Source organism: Frankia sp. AgPm24 (genome assembly GCF_023243055.1).
GTDB classification, from domain to species: Bacteria; Actinomycetota; Actinomycetes; order Frankiales; family Frankiaceae; genus Frankia; species Frankia umida.
Genome location: NZ_JALKFW010000202.1, coordinates 43,527 through 56,152, shown reverse-complemented (window position 1 = coordinate 56,152; position 12,626 = coordinate 43,527). Strand labels below are relative to the sequence as shown.

The window sequence follows — 12,626 nt, the reverse complement described above, 5'->3', positions numbered from 1 at the left end:
GACCGGACCCGTTATGGTCACGCTGTCCATGATGGCCTGGGTTCGCGGCCGGGATTGGACTTCCGCGGTCGCCCCTACCGGCGGCTGCCCACAGCAGGCAGGGCATGGGTCCCGATTTCGGGACACGCACGGACGCGGGTTCCCGGCTGGGAACGGCGTCCCGGGGCAGGAGGACACTGTGGATCTGACAGGACGTTCGGCGATCGTCACCGGCGGGGCCGGCGGTCTCGGCGCCGCGACCGTGCGGCATCTCGTCGGCCTCGGCGTGAAGACCGTGGTCTTCGACCTGCACGACGGCGGTACCAAGGAGGTCGCCGACAGCATCGGGCCGGACGCCCTCGCGGTCAGCGGTGACATCAACGACGACGACGTGGTGCAGTCCGCGATCAGCGCGGCCCAGTCGCTGGGCACCTTCTCGATCGTCGTGAACGTCGCCGGCGGCGGCATCGCCGCCCGCACCCTCAACCGCGACGGAACGCCGCACGACAAGGACTCGTTCGTCCGCGTCCTGCAGCTCAACGCGGTCGGCACGTTCAACGTCACCCGGCTGTCCGCCGCGGCGATAGCCCACAACACCCCGACCGAGGACGGCGAACGGGGCGTGATCGTCAACACCGCCTCCATCGCCGGCCTGGAGGGCCAGGTCGGTCAGCTGGCCTACGCCGCGGCCAAGGCCGCCATCCTCGGCATGTCGCTGCCGTTGGCTCGTGACCTCGCCCCGTCCGGCATCCGGGTGAACGCGATCGCGCCCGGCACCATGGGCACCCCGATCATGCTCTCCGCGCCCGAGGGGTTGAAGGAGAAGCTGACCTCCAGCATCCAGTTCCCCAAGCGGATGGGCCGGCCGGAGGAGTTCGCCCTGCTGGTCGAGTCGATCGTGCGCAACCCCTATCTCAACGGCGAGAACATCCGTCTCGACGGCGCGCTGCGCTTCCCCCCGAAGTAGGACCTCCCCCGGCCCGGGGCTGTCCTCGCTGCCGCCGGTCTCCCCGTGCGGACGTGGAGACCGGCGCGGACGGCCCGACGCGGACGACCCGGCGACAGCTGGACCTGCGGCGTTACGGGAACGCCCGGGGTCGGCCGCGGGTCGGTTGCGGGTGGCAGGGGCGCTGGCTACTGTCGATATCAATATCGACATCTGCGCGGATGGGCGGCGTGTCGCGCCGCGGCGGTGCCGTCGGCGGGCGCGTGGCCGGTTCCCCCAGGGAGGATCCCCGTGACCGAAGCAGTGATCGTTTCGACCGGCCGCACGGCCATCGGCCGAACCCGCAAGGGCACCCTCGTCGGCCTCGACGCCTTCGACCTCGCCGAGGCGGTCATCCCGGTTGTGCTTGAGCGCAGCGGGATCCCGGCGCAGGACGTCGACGACATCGTCCTCGCCGAGTCGATGCAGGGCGGCGGGGTGATCGCCCGCAACGTCGCCGTCCGGCTCGGTCTGAACGACGTGCCGGGCCTGGCCGACAACCGGCACTGCGCGGCCGGCCTGTCCGCGGTCTCGATCGCCGCCGGCAGCATCCGCGCCGGGATGGACCAGGTCGTCATCGCCGGCGGCACCGAAAGCCTCACCAACGCCGCTCCCAGCGTGAAGTTCGACGCCGAGGGCAACCAGACGCTGTGGCGCCCCCCGTCGCACCCCGAAACCCCCGAGGCCCCCGCGTTCGACATGTCCATCACCGTCGGCGAGAACACCGCCCGCGAGATGGGCCTGACCCGTACCGACGTCGACGAGTGGGCGGTCTACAGCCACGCCCGCGCGATCGCCTCCATCGACGCGGGCGCGTTCACCGAAGAGATCATCCCGTTGGACGTCACCCGGCCCGACGGCAGCGTCGTGCGCTTCGACACCGACGAGCACCCGCGGCGTGGCACGACGCTGGAGCGGCTCGCCTCGCTCAAGCTCATCCACCCGGAGCTCGGCGACGCCGGCACCGTCACCGCGGGTAACGCCGCCGGTCTCAACGACGCCGCCGCGGCTGTCACCGTGACCAGTGACTCCTACGCCGCCGCTCACGGCATCACCCCGCTGGCCCGGATCCGCTCGTGGTCCGCCGTCGGCATCGAGCCCGCCCGCACCGGCATGTCCCCCACCCTGGCCATCCCGAAGGCACTCGACCGGGCCGGTCTCACCCTCGCCGACATCGACCTGTTCGAGATCAACGAGGCGTTCTGCTCGGTGCCGGTCGCGGCGGTGCGCAAGCTCGGGATCAACCCGGAGATCGTCAACGTCAACGGCAGCGGCGCGAGCCTCGGCCATCCGATCGCCGCCACCGGCGCCCGGATGGTCGTCACCATGCTCGGCGAGCTGCGCCGCCGCGGCGCGACCCTGGGCGTCGTGTCGATGTGCGCCGGCGGCGGCATGGGCGCCGCCATGGTCCTCGAGCTGCTCTGATCCTGGGCCCGCGCCGGCTCCTGTGTGTCGGCGCGGGATTGCCGGTCCTGTTCCGCCGGAGGCGCGATACGCGTTCCGCCTCCGCGGGCAGGCCACACGGGAGGCCGGCCACGAACCGGAAAGGGCGTCCCGCCCTGGGCGGGACGCCCTTTCGCGTCAGGGGGACGTCCCCGTCAGGTGGTGAGGATGGAGACGGCGGCGGTGCCGGGGGCGCCGTAGAGCTGGGCGTAGCCGACCCGGGGGTTGCCGGGGACCTGGCGGTCGCCGGCCTGGCCGCGCAGCTGGCGGACCAGTTCGTGGATCTGGCGCAGGCCGGAGGCGCCGATCGGTTCCCCGTTGGCGATCAGACCACCGTCGGTGTTGACCGGCAGCCGGCCGCCGATCTCGGTGGCGCCTTCGGCGAGCAGCTTCTCCTGCTCACCGTCGGCGCAGAAACCGTTCTCGGCCATGTGGATGATCTCGGCACCGGCGTCGGTGTCCTGCAGCTGGATGACGTCGACGTCCTGCGGGCCGATGCCGGCGGCCTCGTAGGCGGCCCGGCTGGCGTAGACCGTCGGCGCGACGTCCTCCTCCACCGCGGCCCACGAGCTGTGCACCTCGTAGGCGCCGTAGCGCCGGGTGCGCAGCGCGGTGGCCCGCAGGTAGATCGGGTTCGAGGTGTAGCGGTGGGCGATGTCGGCCCGGCACAGCACCACGGCCGCCGCGCCCTCGTCCGGCGAGCAGAACATGTACTGGGTCAGCGGGTAGTTGAGCATCCGCGCCCCGAGGATGGTCTCCTCGTCCAGCGGCTTGCGGCGGAACGCGTTGGGGTTGAGCACCCCGTTGCGCAGGCTCTTGTTCACGACCTTGGCCAGGGTCGCGTGTGAGATGCCGTGGTCGTGCATGTAGCGGTTGATCTTGATGCCGAAGAACTTCGTGGTGAGGAACTGGCCGGCCTCGCCGTACCAGGACGGCGCGCTGTAGTACTCCGGGTCGGCGGTGAACGCGCCCGGCAGGTGCTTGTCCATGCCGACGGCGACACCGAGCTCGTACTTGCCGTAGCGGATCGCGTCGGCGGTGAGCTCGAGGGCGGTGCCGGCGGTGGCGCAGCCGTTGTAGACATCCATGAACGGGATGCCGGTGAGGCCGAGCAGGCTGATCACCGCGTCCGGGTTGTCCACCTCGTTGCTGCCACCGAACGCGAACTGCACATCCGACCAGCTGATTCCGGCATCGGCGCAGGCGGCCCGCACCGCCTGCGCACCCATCTCGATCGCCGACTTCGGCCCGAACCGGCCGAACGGGTGAATGCCCACCCCGACGATGGCGACGTCGTGCATGTCAATCTCCTCGATCCAGGGCTGGGACGACTCGTGCGCTGGGACGGTTCTTGGGTCAGGACTCGGTCGGCGCGAAGGCGTGGATCACGACCTCGGTACCGTCCGCGTCCGTACGGAACGGCACGACCACCAGTTCCAGCTCCATGCCGAAACGCAGCTTCTCCGGGTCGGCCTCGGTCAGCCGCGTCTCGACCCGGACCTCGTCGCCGAGCTGGACGAGCCCCACCCCGTAGGGTCGGAACGTCTCCTCGGTCTCCCCGCCCGCGTACGGCGCCTTGGGCAGGAAACCCTGGATGGTCCAGGCCACCAGGGTCCCGCGCCGGGGCAGCAGACGCTCGGCCATGTCGGGGTTGCCACAGCGCGGGCACGACGGCTTGCGCGGAAACGTCACCGCCTGGCAGACCGGGCAGCGGCTGCCGATCAGCTGCGGCTCGTCGGCCGGCCAGGTGAACACGTCGGGGGCGAACGCTACCTTGGTCACGCCATTCTCTCCTCGCCTCGGCGACCGTCCGGCTCCCGCCGTGGCGCCGTTCGCCTGTCCTACAGTTCGGACTTGACCTTGGTCTTCATCTGGTCGAGGTTCACCAGGATCGGGTAACCGGAGACGCTGAGCGCGTTGCCGTGGCCGGTCTGGTGGACGTCGAACACCGACTGGATCGCCGCGTAGAAGCCCTGCACGTCCAAGGTCTGGTTGACCGCGCGCTTGGCCTGGCGCAGGCCGAAGGGCGGCATCTTCGCGATGCTGGCGGCCAGCTCCCGGGTCGCGGTGTCCAGCTCGGCGCGGGGCACGACCCGGTTGACCATGCCGACCTTCTCCGCCTCCTCGGCGGTGATCGCCCGGCCGGTGAACAGGATCTCCTTGGCCTTGCGCGGCCCGAGCTCCCAGGTGTGCCCGTGGTACTCGACCCCGCCGATGCCCATCGCCACCACCGGGTCGGAGAACTTCGCGTCGTCCGCGGCGATGATGAGGTCACACGGCCAGCACAGCAGCAGCCCGCCCGCGATGCAGCGGCCCTGCACGGCCGCGATCGACGGCTTCGGGGTGTTGCGCCAGCGCAGCGTGTACTCCAGGTAGCGGCGCGACTCGTACTGGATGATCTCCTCGAGGGTCATCTTCCCGTGCCCGTTCGCACTGCCCGCGCCCTTGATGTCGTGCCCGGAGGAGAAGTGCTTGCCCTCCCCGCGCAGGATGATGACGGCGACGTCGTCGTCGGCGGCGGCGGCACGCCACGCCTCGTCGAGCTCGTCGAGCAGCTCGGGATTCTGGGCGTTGGCGACCTCAGGCCGGTTGAGCGAGATGGTCGCGATCTTGTCGGCGACCTCGTAGCGAATGAACACCTGCAGCTCCTCAGCCGCGCGTCGGGCCGACCAGCTCGATACCCGCATCGCGATGTTGCCCCTGGTAGGCACTGCCCGTAGCGGACGTTGCCCCTTGTGATGTTCTACTGGTCCGTGTCCGTGGCTCTACTGTTCTTCATAGCGTGCCCGTAGCACCCGACGCAGCACCTTCCCGGACGGTAACCGGGGGATCTCGTCGGTGAACATGACGCGGCGGGGCCGCTTGTACGACGCGAGCCGCCCGCCCACCAGCGCGATCAGCTCGTCCGCGGTGACCGGCGCCCGGGTGCTGACGGCGGCGATGACCGCCTCCCCGTCGGCGGCGTCCGGGACGCCGAACACGGCGCAGTCGGCCACGGCGGGGTGTCGGTGCAGCACCGCCTCCACCTCGGCCGGCGCCACCTGGAACGCCCGCACCTTGATCATCTCCTTGCGCCGGTCGGTGAGCCGCACCCAGCCGTCCGCGTCCACCTGGCCGAGGTCGCCGGTGCGGTACCAGCCGTCCACCATGACGTCCGCGGTCGCCGCGGCCGGCAGATAGCCGGCCATCACCGACGCCGACCGGGCCTGCAGCTCGCCGGTGGCGCCGACGGGCAGCACGACGCCGCTGTCGGGGTCCACCACCCGCAGTTCGACGCCGTCCACCGCCTGGCCGACGCTGTCCAGCGGCGCGCCGGTGAGCGACGTGCGCCCCGGCGGGGTGCAGGTGAACAGCGGCACCTCGCTGGCCCCGTAGGCCGTCACCCACCCGACCCCGGTGCGCGCCGTCACCGACTCGGCGACACTCGGGGTGACCGGGGTGGCGCACCACATGATGTAGCGCAGCGACGACAGGTCGAACGACTCCAGTGTCGGATGTCCGGCGATCGCCAGGGCGATCGGCGCCACCGCCATCTCGATGGTGACCCGGTCCGCCTCGATGGCACGCAGGACCCGGTCGAGGTCGAACCGGCGGTGCAGACGCATCCAGGCACCGGCCGCCCACACCGTGGCGATGTTGAGGATGCCAAGGATGTGCGACGGCGGCGTGGCGATCTGCATCCGGTCGGCGCCGGTCATTCCCAGCGCACGCCGCCAGTGCCCGACCGCCGCGTCGAAGGACGCGTGGGTGTGCCGCACCGCCTTGGGCAGCCCGGTCGTCCCGGAGCTGAACACCAGCAGCGCCTCGGCGTCCGGGCGCGGCACCGGCCAACGGGGCGAACCCGTGGCCGACCCGGCCGCCGGCCGACTCGGTGTGACCGCCTCGATCGGCTCGTCCAGGTGCAGCATCGGCATGGCGGCAGCGAGCCCGGGGTGGTCGCCCACGGCGTGGCGCGGTTCGGTGAGAGCGAGGGCGTCCTCGACCTCACCGGCCCGCCACGTCGGGCTGAACAGCACCGCCGCCGCACCGACCCGCCACAGCGCCCGCACCGCGACGACGAACTCGGGCCGGTTCGACGACATCAACGCCACCCGGTCACCGGGGCGCACCCCGCGGGCGACCAGGCGACGGGCCAGCCCCTCGGTCAGCGCCTCGAGCTCGGCCCGGCCGTAGCCGCGCTCGCCGAAGGCAAGGACCACGCGATCTGTCACCAGATCCCCCTTCGCCTGCGCGCCAGGGCGCCGGCCGGGTGGCCCGTCGACCCACCGGGCCGACGGGCCAAAGCCCCTGTCAGACCGGGATGAGCCGGGACATGTTCCCGCCGAGGATCTTGGCCTTGACCTCCTCGCTGACATTGGTCAGCTCGGCGGCGAAGCTCGCGGGCTCCGCCAGGCCCTCGGGGTGCGGGTAGTCGGAGCCGTAGAGCACCCGGTCCTCACCGAGCAGCTCCACCAACTTCGACATGTCGTCCTCCCAGAACGGGCTGATGTGGATGTTGCGGCGAAGGACCGTGATCGGGTCCTCCTCGAACATCTGCGGGCCCTTCTTGTACACGTTCTTCAGGCTCGCGATCAGCGGCTCGACCCAGGAGGCGCCGTTCTCGACGAAGGCGATCTTGAGCTGGGGGAACCGGGTCAGCGTGCCGTGGCAGATCAGTGAGGAGACGGTGTCCTCGATCGGGCGCCACTGGTTGACCATCCGGAACGCCTCCGGCTTGAAGGGCAGGTACTCCTTGTTCGCGCCCTCCCAGTCGTCGGTGTAACGGTTGTAGCCGCTGTCCGACGAGTGGAACCCGACCAGGATGTCGGCCTCGACGACCTTCTTCCAGAACGGGTCGAACTCGGGCAGACCGAAGGAGCGCGAGTAGCCGTAGGTCGGCACCGGCGCCGGGCGGATGAGGATGGCGCGGGCTCCGCGCTCCACCACCCATTCCAGCTCCTCGATCGCCTTGTCGACGATCGGCAGGGTGATGACCGGGGTGGCGAAGATCCGGTTCTCGTAGTTGAACGACCAGGTCTCGTGCATCCACTGGTTCAGCGCGTGGATGACGACGTGGGTCAGTTGCGGGTCGTCCCGCATGCGCTCCTCGAGCAGGCTCGCGAGCGTCGGGAACATCAGGGTGCGCTCGACGCCCTGCTCGTCGAGCAGCTTCAGGCGCGCCTCGGGCTCGCGGAACGCCGGGATCGAGCGCATCGGCTTGCCGATGATCTCCCGGTAGGACTTGCCCTCCGGGTTGCCGATGCGGAAGTACTCCTCCTGCGCGCCGGGGCGTGCCACGACGCTGAACGTCGGGTTCGGGATGTACTCGCTGATCTGACCCTTGATAGCGATCTTGGTACGACCGTCGACCTCGACGTAGCGCACCGCGCTGCGGTACTGCTCCGGCAGGAACTTGGTGAACGCCTCCTCGGTCTCGTACATGTGGTTGTCGGCGTCAAAGATCGGATAGGGCGACGGACTCGACGTCATGTGGGCCTCTCCTTGCTGATCAGATGGTGGACGTGGGAACCGCGGACGCTGTCACGAGCCGGTTGCGGCCAGCAGGGCGCGCGCGGATGCGCTGGGGTCGGCGCGGGACTCGCGCCACCACGCGCCGAGCGTGTGGGTCAGCTCCGCGGACGTGCCGAGCAGCGCGTCGAGGGCCAGCACCCGGCTGTGGAAGTGATGGTGGTCGTGTTCGGCGGTGAATCCGATGCCGCCGAACACCTGCATGGCCCGTTCGCAGATGCGCCGGCCGTTGCGCCCCGCCAGCGCCTTGACGACCTCGTCGTGACGCTCCGGTGCCGCGGCGTCGAGCGCCACGGCGGTCGTCACGACGCTTTCCAGGGCCACGCTGTCGGTCTGTGCCCAGGCCAGCAGATGACGGACCGCCTGGAACGTGCCGATCGGCCGGCCGAACTGCTCTCGGGAGGCGGCGTAGGCCACGGCGAGCGCGAGGGTCCCCTCGGCGGCGCCGAGGATCTCCAGCGACGTGCCGATCCGGCCGAGACAGACCGCCCGGGCCCGCACGGCCGCGGCCTCGGCCTCGGCTATCGCCGGGGTGAGCGCCGCGTCGTCCACCCGGACCTCGTGCAGGGTGAGGCGACCGGGCACGGTCACCGGCACGAGCTCGGTCTTCTCGGCGGCGATGACCGACGCGCCCTGACCCGGCCGGTCGACGAGCAGCGTGCGCCCGGCGACATCACCGACGGCGAGCAGCCGCTCGCCACGGGCCGAACGGCGGACGATCACGGCGACGAGGGTGCCGGGTTCCGCCCCGGCCGCCGCCAGATACGGCTGGGCGATCAGGGCACCGAGCGCCGCGGTGTCCGCGAGCTCGCGGCCCTGGGCGCGAAACAGCGCCAGGGCGGCCCCGCGGGCGTCGCGGTCGTCGAACTCGGCCAGCAGATCCCACCAGCCGAGCGCCTCGAGCGGATCCTCACCGGGCCCGGTGCCGCGCAGCGCGGCACCGGCCGCCTCGAGGAACTCGCGGTCCGGTGACTCCACGACCGACGTCATGGCAGCCGCAGAATCTGCTTGGCGATGGTGTCGAGCTGCATCTGCTGCGACCCTCCGTAGACGGTGACGATGCGCGAGAACAGATAGTCCTGGCGGTTCACCGCCACATGGTCGTCCTGCACGCCAACAGCAAGATCCGGGTCGCTGGCGAGCACCCAGTCGTTCACGGCCTGCTCGCTGGCGGCCAGCATCAGCTTCACGAACGCGGCCCGAGGACCGAGCACCGTGTCCGCCGCGTGCGCCCGCACACCACCGAAACTGCTGGCGCGGACGGCGGCCAGATCAAGCAGAGCGTTGCCCAGCAGCGTATCGCCCGCCGGTCCGCCCAGCGAGAGATTGTCAAGCACCTCCCGCGTCAGGAAGTTGTGCCGGAACCAGCCGAACGTCCCGCGCTCGTGGGCGAGGATGTGCATCGCCACCCGCCAGCCGCCGCCGATCTCCCCGACCAGGCGCTCCGGGCCGACCAGCACCTCGTCGAAGGTCACCTCGGCGAGTTCGTCGGTGCCGTTGGCCTGTTCGATCGCCCGCACCTCGACGCCGGGATCCTCGAGGTCGACGATGAAGGCGGACAGCCCGCGGTGGCGTGACTCGGTCGTCCCGGTCCGGGCGAGCACCAGACACCACCGGGCGTAGCGGGCCCAGCTCGTCCAGATCTTGCGCCCGGTGATGGCGTACCCACCGCCGTCGCGTTCGACGGCCCGGGTGCGGGCGCTGGCCAGGTCCGAACCCGCCTCGGGTTCGGAGAAACCCTGGGACCAGACCTGTTCGCCGCGCAGGAACCGGGGCAGCGCCTCGGCCATGAAGGTCGGGTTACCGAGTGCCACGAGCGTGGGCAGAAGCACCTCGAGATGCTCGTAGAGCGCCATCGCCGGCAGCCCGTGCCGCGCCAGCGCGTCCCACATGACGGCTCGGTGCACGATGTCACCACCGAAGCCGCCCAGCTGCTCGGGCCACCCGTAACGGGCCCAACCCTCGTCGTACAGAACACCCATGAGCGCGGAAGTCACGGCCACCCGCTGGTCGTACGCGGCGATCGGACGCGAAGCAGCCTCCAACGCCGCCGGCCGGGTGGCCAGCCAGTCGTCGAGGGCAGCGGCGTACGAGCACGCATCGTCACGAAGCGGACCGCTTCCACTGCTGGCAGTTATATGCAACATTGACGTCAATATAGGAACCCGCGAACCTCGAAGCAACGTCGAAGTTCCCGGGTCGTCTTTCAAGGAGTGACGTGGTCGAGCACGAGGAGCCGGAAGCCCCGGTACTCATTGAGGATCGGGGCCCGGTCCGGGTTGTCACCCTGAACCGTCCTGCCACCCTGAACGCCTCCGACGAGGGGCTGCACACCGCTCTCGCCGAGGTGTGGCCGGCCATCGACGCGGCGAGCGAGGTGCGGGCCGTCGTCCTCACCGGCGCTGGCAAGGCGTTCTCCGCCGGTGGTGATCTCGCCCTGCTTGACCGGATGGTCACCGACCCCCGGCTGCGCGCCAAGGTGATGGCCGAGGCCGCGGCGATCGTGCGCGGGATGACCTCGGTGCGGGTGCCGATCATCGCTGCCGTCAACGGCCCGGCCGTGGGCCTGGGCTGCAGCCTGGCCGCGATGAGCGACCTGGTCGTGATCGAGGAACAGGCTTTCCTCGCCGACCCGCACGTCCTGCTCGGCCTCACCGCGGCCGACGGCGGCGCACTGGTCTGGCCGCTGCTGATCAGCCTGCAGCGGGCCAAGGAGTACATCCTGCTCGGCGACCGGATTCCCGCGGCCGAGGCGCTGAACCTGGGCCTGGTCAACCGGGTGGTGCCCCGCGGCGAGTCGGTGACCACCGCGGTCGAGCTCGCCAACCGCCTCGCCGCCCTGCCGCCCCAGGCGGTCGTCGAGTCGAAAAAGCTCATCAACAGCGGCTTGCGCCAAGCAGTGGCATCCTTGTTGTCCGGTGGGCTCGACAGCGAATCGGAGTCCTTCGACGAGCCGGCCTTCCAGAAGAACCTGGCCCGGATGTTGAGCAGGACGGGAGCAGCCTGATCGTGGCGGACGGCAACGACAACGGCTCTGACGACAGCACGGGGACGGGCACCGGCGGCAGTGGTGGTGCCCGCACCGCGCGCTACCCGCGGTTGTCGGGGGTGCGGGCCGAGCTCGGTGAGCGTTACCGGGCCGAGGGCCAGTGGGACGAGCGCCGCCTCGCCGACGGCATCGAGGCCGCGGCGGCCAGCACTCCGGACGCACTCGCCGTCGTCGACAACGAGGTGCGCCTGAGCTACGCCCAGCTCGCCGCCGCGGTCGCCGGCGGGGTGTCCACGCTGGCCGCCCGCGGGGTCCGCCCCGGCGACGCCGCGATCCTGGTCACCGGCAACACCCATCAGGGTGTCATCGCCTACCAGTCCCTGCTGCGGGCCAGGACGACCGTGGTCGGGCTGGACCGGCGCAGCGGTGCGGCGGAGGTGCGCTTCGCGCTGGAGGCACTCCCGACCGATCCGTGGATCCTCGTGCCCGACCGGGAGGCCGAACGACTCGGCGAGGCCCTGGCCCTGGCCGGGGACCGGGTGCTGTCGCTGGAGCTGTTCGGCGCCGAGGTCGACCCGTCGGTGCCGGCGGCCACCTGGACCGAACCGAACCGCGACCGCGCCACGATCATCATGTTCAGTTCGGGCACCACCGGCCGGCCCAAGGGCGTCGTCCACTCGTTGAACACCCTCACCGCGGGCCTGTTCAACCTCGAGCGGTCCGTCGCCCACGACCACGTGGCGACGTTCCTGGTCAGCCCGCTGACCAGCATCACCGGCCTGATGCAGCTGCAGCTCGCGGCCGATCGGCACGGCACCCTGCTGCTGGAGGACCGCTTCAGTCCGACGGCCACCCTGGCGCGGATCAACGCCGAGGAACCGACGCTGCTCGGCGGCGCCCCGGTCATCCCCCAGCGGCTGCTGACCGCCGCGGCCGAGGCCGGGCCCGACGTGCCGGTGCGGCTGCGCCGGCTCACCCTCGGCGGCTCGATGCTGCCCCGCCCGCTGCTCGAGCTCGCCACCGACCGCTATGGCATCGAGATCGTGCGCATGTACGGCTCGTCCGAGGCACCGGTGTTCTCCGGCAGTCTGCCCGACGACCCGCGTGAGCGGCGGCTGGCCGACGACGGCGTGCCCATCCGCGGCGGTGAGGTGCGCATCGGCTCGTCGGAGCACCCGCAGGAGGGCCTGCTGCGTGGTCCGAACCTGTTCCTGGGCTACCTCGACCCGGCCGATGACAAGGGCGCCTTCGAGGACGACTGGTACCGCACCGGCGACCAGATCGACGTCACCGACGGCCGGCTGACCGTCGTCGGGCGGCTCAAGGAGATCGTCAACCGCAACGGGTTGAAGATCTCGCTGAGCGAGCTCGACGAGGCGTTGCTCGGGCTGCCGGGCTCGACCGAACACGCCACGTTCGGCCTGCCGGACCCGGCCACCGGCGAACGCCTCGTGGTCGCCGTCGCGGTCGCCGACGGCGCGAACGTCACCCTGCAGGACGCGATCTCGCATCTGCTGGAGCTGGGTATCGCCAAGCGCAAGCTGCCCGAGCAGCTGGTGCGCTGGAAGGGTCCGCTGCCCCGCACCGCCTCAGGCAAGATCGTCCGTTCCCGTCTGGTGATGGACGCCCCGGCGATGGACAGCGATCTGGCCGAACGTCTGCGCGAGGCCTGACCCGCGCGGGATCCGACCCACCCGTGGCCCGGATCACCGGGGTCACGGG

The 12,626-nt window shown here is 70.9% G+C and carries 11 protein-coding genes; 4 read left to right on the top strand and 7 right to left on the bottom strand.

Going from position 1 to position 12,626, the window contains the following annotated elements; translation table 11 throughout:
* Positions 1–178 precede the first annotated feature (178 nt).
* Together MXD61_RS18035 and MXD61_RS18030 are read left to right on the top strand one after the other, a co-directional pair.
* Complete coding sequence (locus tag MXD61_RS18035; protein ID WP_248814645.1) at positions 179–946, top strand: SDR family NAD(P)-dependent oxidoreductase; 768 nt, start codon at positions 179–181, stop codon at positions 944–946.
* A 270-nt stretch (positions 947–1,216) separates the two neighbouring features.
* The gene (locus tag MXD61_RS18030; protein WP_248814644.1) at positions 1,217–2,389 is read left to right on the top strand and encodes a thiolase family protein; all 1,173 of its coding nucleotides are present in this window, start codon (positions 1,217–1,219) and stop codon (positions 2,387–2,389) included.
* A gap of 173 nt (positions 2,390–2,562) precedes the next feature.
* On the opposite strand, the gene MXD61_RS18025 is transcribed toward MXD61_RS18030, so the two are convergent.
* From MXD61_RS18025 to MXD61_RS17995, 7 genes are all read right to left on the bottom strand, one after another.
* The gene (locus MXD61_RS18025) at positions 2,563–3,708 is read right to left on the bottom strand and encodes a thiolase family protein (RefSeq protein WP_248814643.1); all 1,146 of its coding nucleotides are present in this window, start codon (positions 3,706–3,708) and stop codon (positions 2,563–2,565) included.
* Positions 3,709–3,763: 55 nt separating this feature from the next.
* On the bottom strand, positions 3,764–4,189 hold the full coding sequence (locus MXD61_RS18020; protein ID WP_248814642.1) for an OB-fold domain-containing protein: 426 nt from the start codon (positions 4,187–4,189) through the stop codon (positions 3,764–3,766).
* A 59-nt stretch (positions 4,190–4,248) separates the two neighbouring features.
* Positions 4,249–5,046: an enoyl-CoA hydratase gene (locus tag MXD61_RS18015; RefSeq protein ID WP_248814641.1), complete on the bottom strand. Its 798-nt coding sequence runs from the start codon at positions 5,044–5,046 to the stop codon at positions 4,249–4,251.
* A gap of 126 nt (positions 5,047–5,172) precedes the next feature.
* Complete coding sequence (locus MXD61_RS18010) at positions 5,173–6,618, bottom strand: class I adenylate-forming enzyme family protein (protein ID WP_248814640.1); 1,446 nt, start codon at positions 6,616–6,618, stop codon at positions 5,173–5,175.
* A gap of 79 nt (positions 6,619–6,697) precedes the next feature.
* Positions 6,698–7,876 carry an amidohydrolase family protein gene (locus tag MXD61_RS18005; protein ID WP_248814639.1) on the bottom strand — a complete coding sequence of 393 codons (1,179 nt, stop codon included), beginning with the start codon at positions 7,874–7,876 and terminating at the stop codon, positions 6,698–6,700.
* Positions 7,877–7,927: 51 nt separating this feature from the next.
* Positions 7,928–8,905, bottom strand: a complete 978-nt coding sequence (locus MXD61_RS18000; RefSeq protein ID WP_248814638.1) for an acyl-CoA dehydrogenase family protein — start codon at positions 8,903–8,905, stop codon at positions 7,928–7,930.
* Entirely contained in the window at positions 8,902–10,062 is a 1,161-nt protein-coding gene (locus MXD61_RS17995; protein ID WP_285223311.1) for an acyl-CoA dehydrogenase family protein, read from the bottom strand. The genes MXD61_RS18000 and MXD61_RS17995 overlap by 4 nt, the downstream gene beginning before the upstream one ends.
* 71 nt (positions 10,063–10,133) lie before the next feature.
* Here MXD61_RS17995 and MXD61_RS17990 point away from each other — a divergent pair, with 71 nt between their 5' ends.
* Both MXD61_RS17990 and MXD61_RS17985 read left to right on the top strand, forming a co-directional pair.
* Positions 10,134–10,922: an enoyl-CoA hydratase/isomerase family protein gene (locus MXD61_RS17990; RefSeq protein ID WP_248814636.1), complete on the top strand. Its 789-nt coding sequence runs from the start codon at positions 10,134–10,136 to the stop codon at positions 10,920–10,922.
* Positions 10,923–10,924: 2 nt separating this feature from the next.
* Complete coding sequence (locus tag MXD61_RS17985; protein WP_248814635.1) at positions 10,925–12,577, top strand: class I adenylate-forming enzyme family protein; 1,653 nt, start codon at positions 10,925–10,927, stop codon at positions 12,575–12,577.
* The last annotated feature ends 49 nt before the right edge of the window (positions 12,578–12,626 follow it).

Coding starts and splice junctions, on each gene's coding strand:
- MXD61_RS18025 (WP_248814643.1), bottom strand. CDS start 3,708: ATGCACGACGTCGCCATCGTCGGGGTGGGCATTCACCCGTTCGGCCGG.
- MXD61_RS18005 (WP_248814639.1), bottom strand. CDS start 7,876: ATGACGTCGAGTCCGTCGCCCTATCCGATCTTTGACGCCGACAACCAC.
- MXD61_RS18000 (WP_248814638.1), bottom strand. CDS start 8,905: ATGACGTCGGTCGTGGAGTCACCGGACCGCGAGTTCCTCGAGGCGGCC.
- MXD61_RS17995 (WP_285223311.1), bottom strand. CDS start 10,062: ATGTTGCATATAACTGCCAGCAGTGGAAGCGGTCCGCTTCGTGACGAT.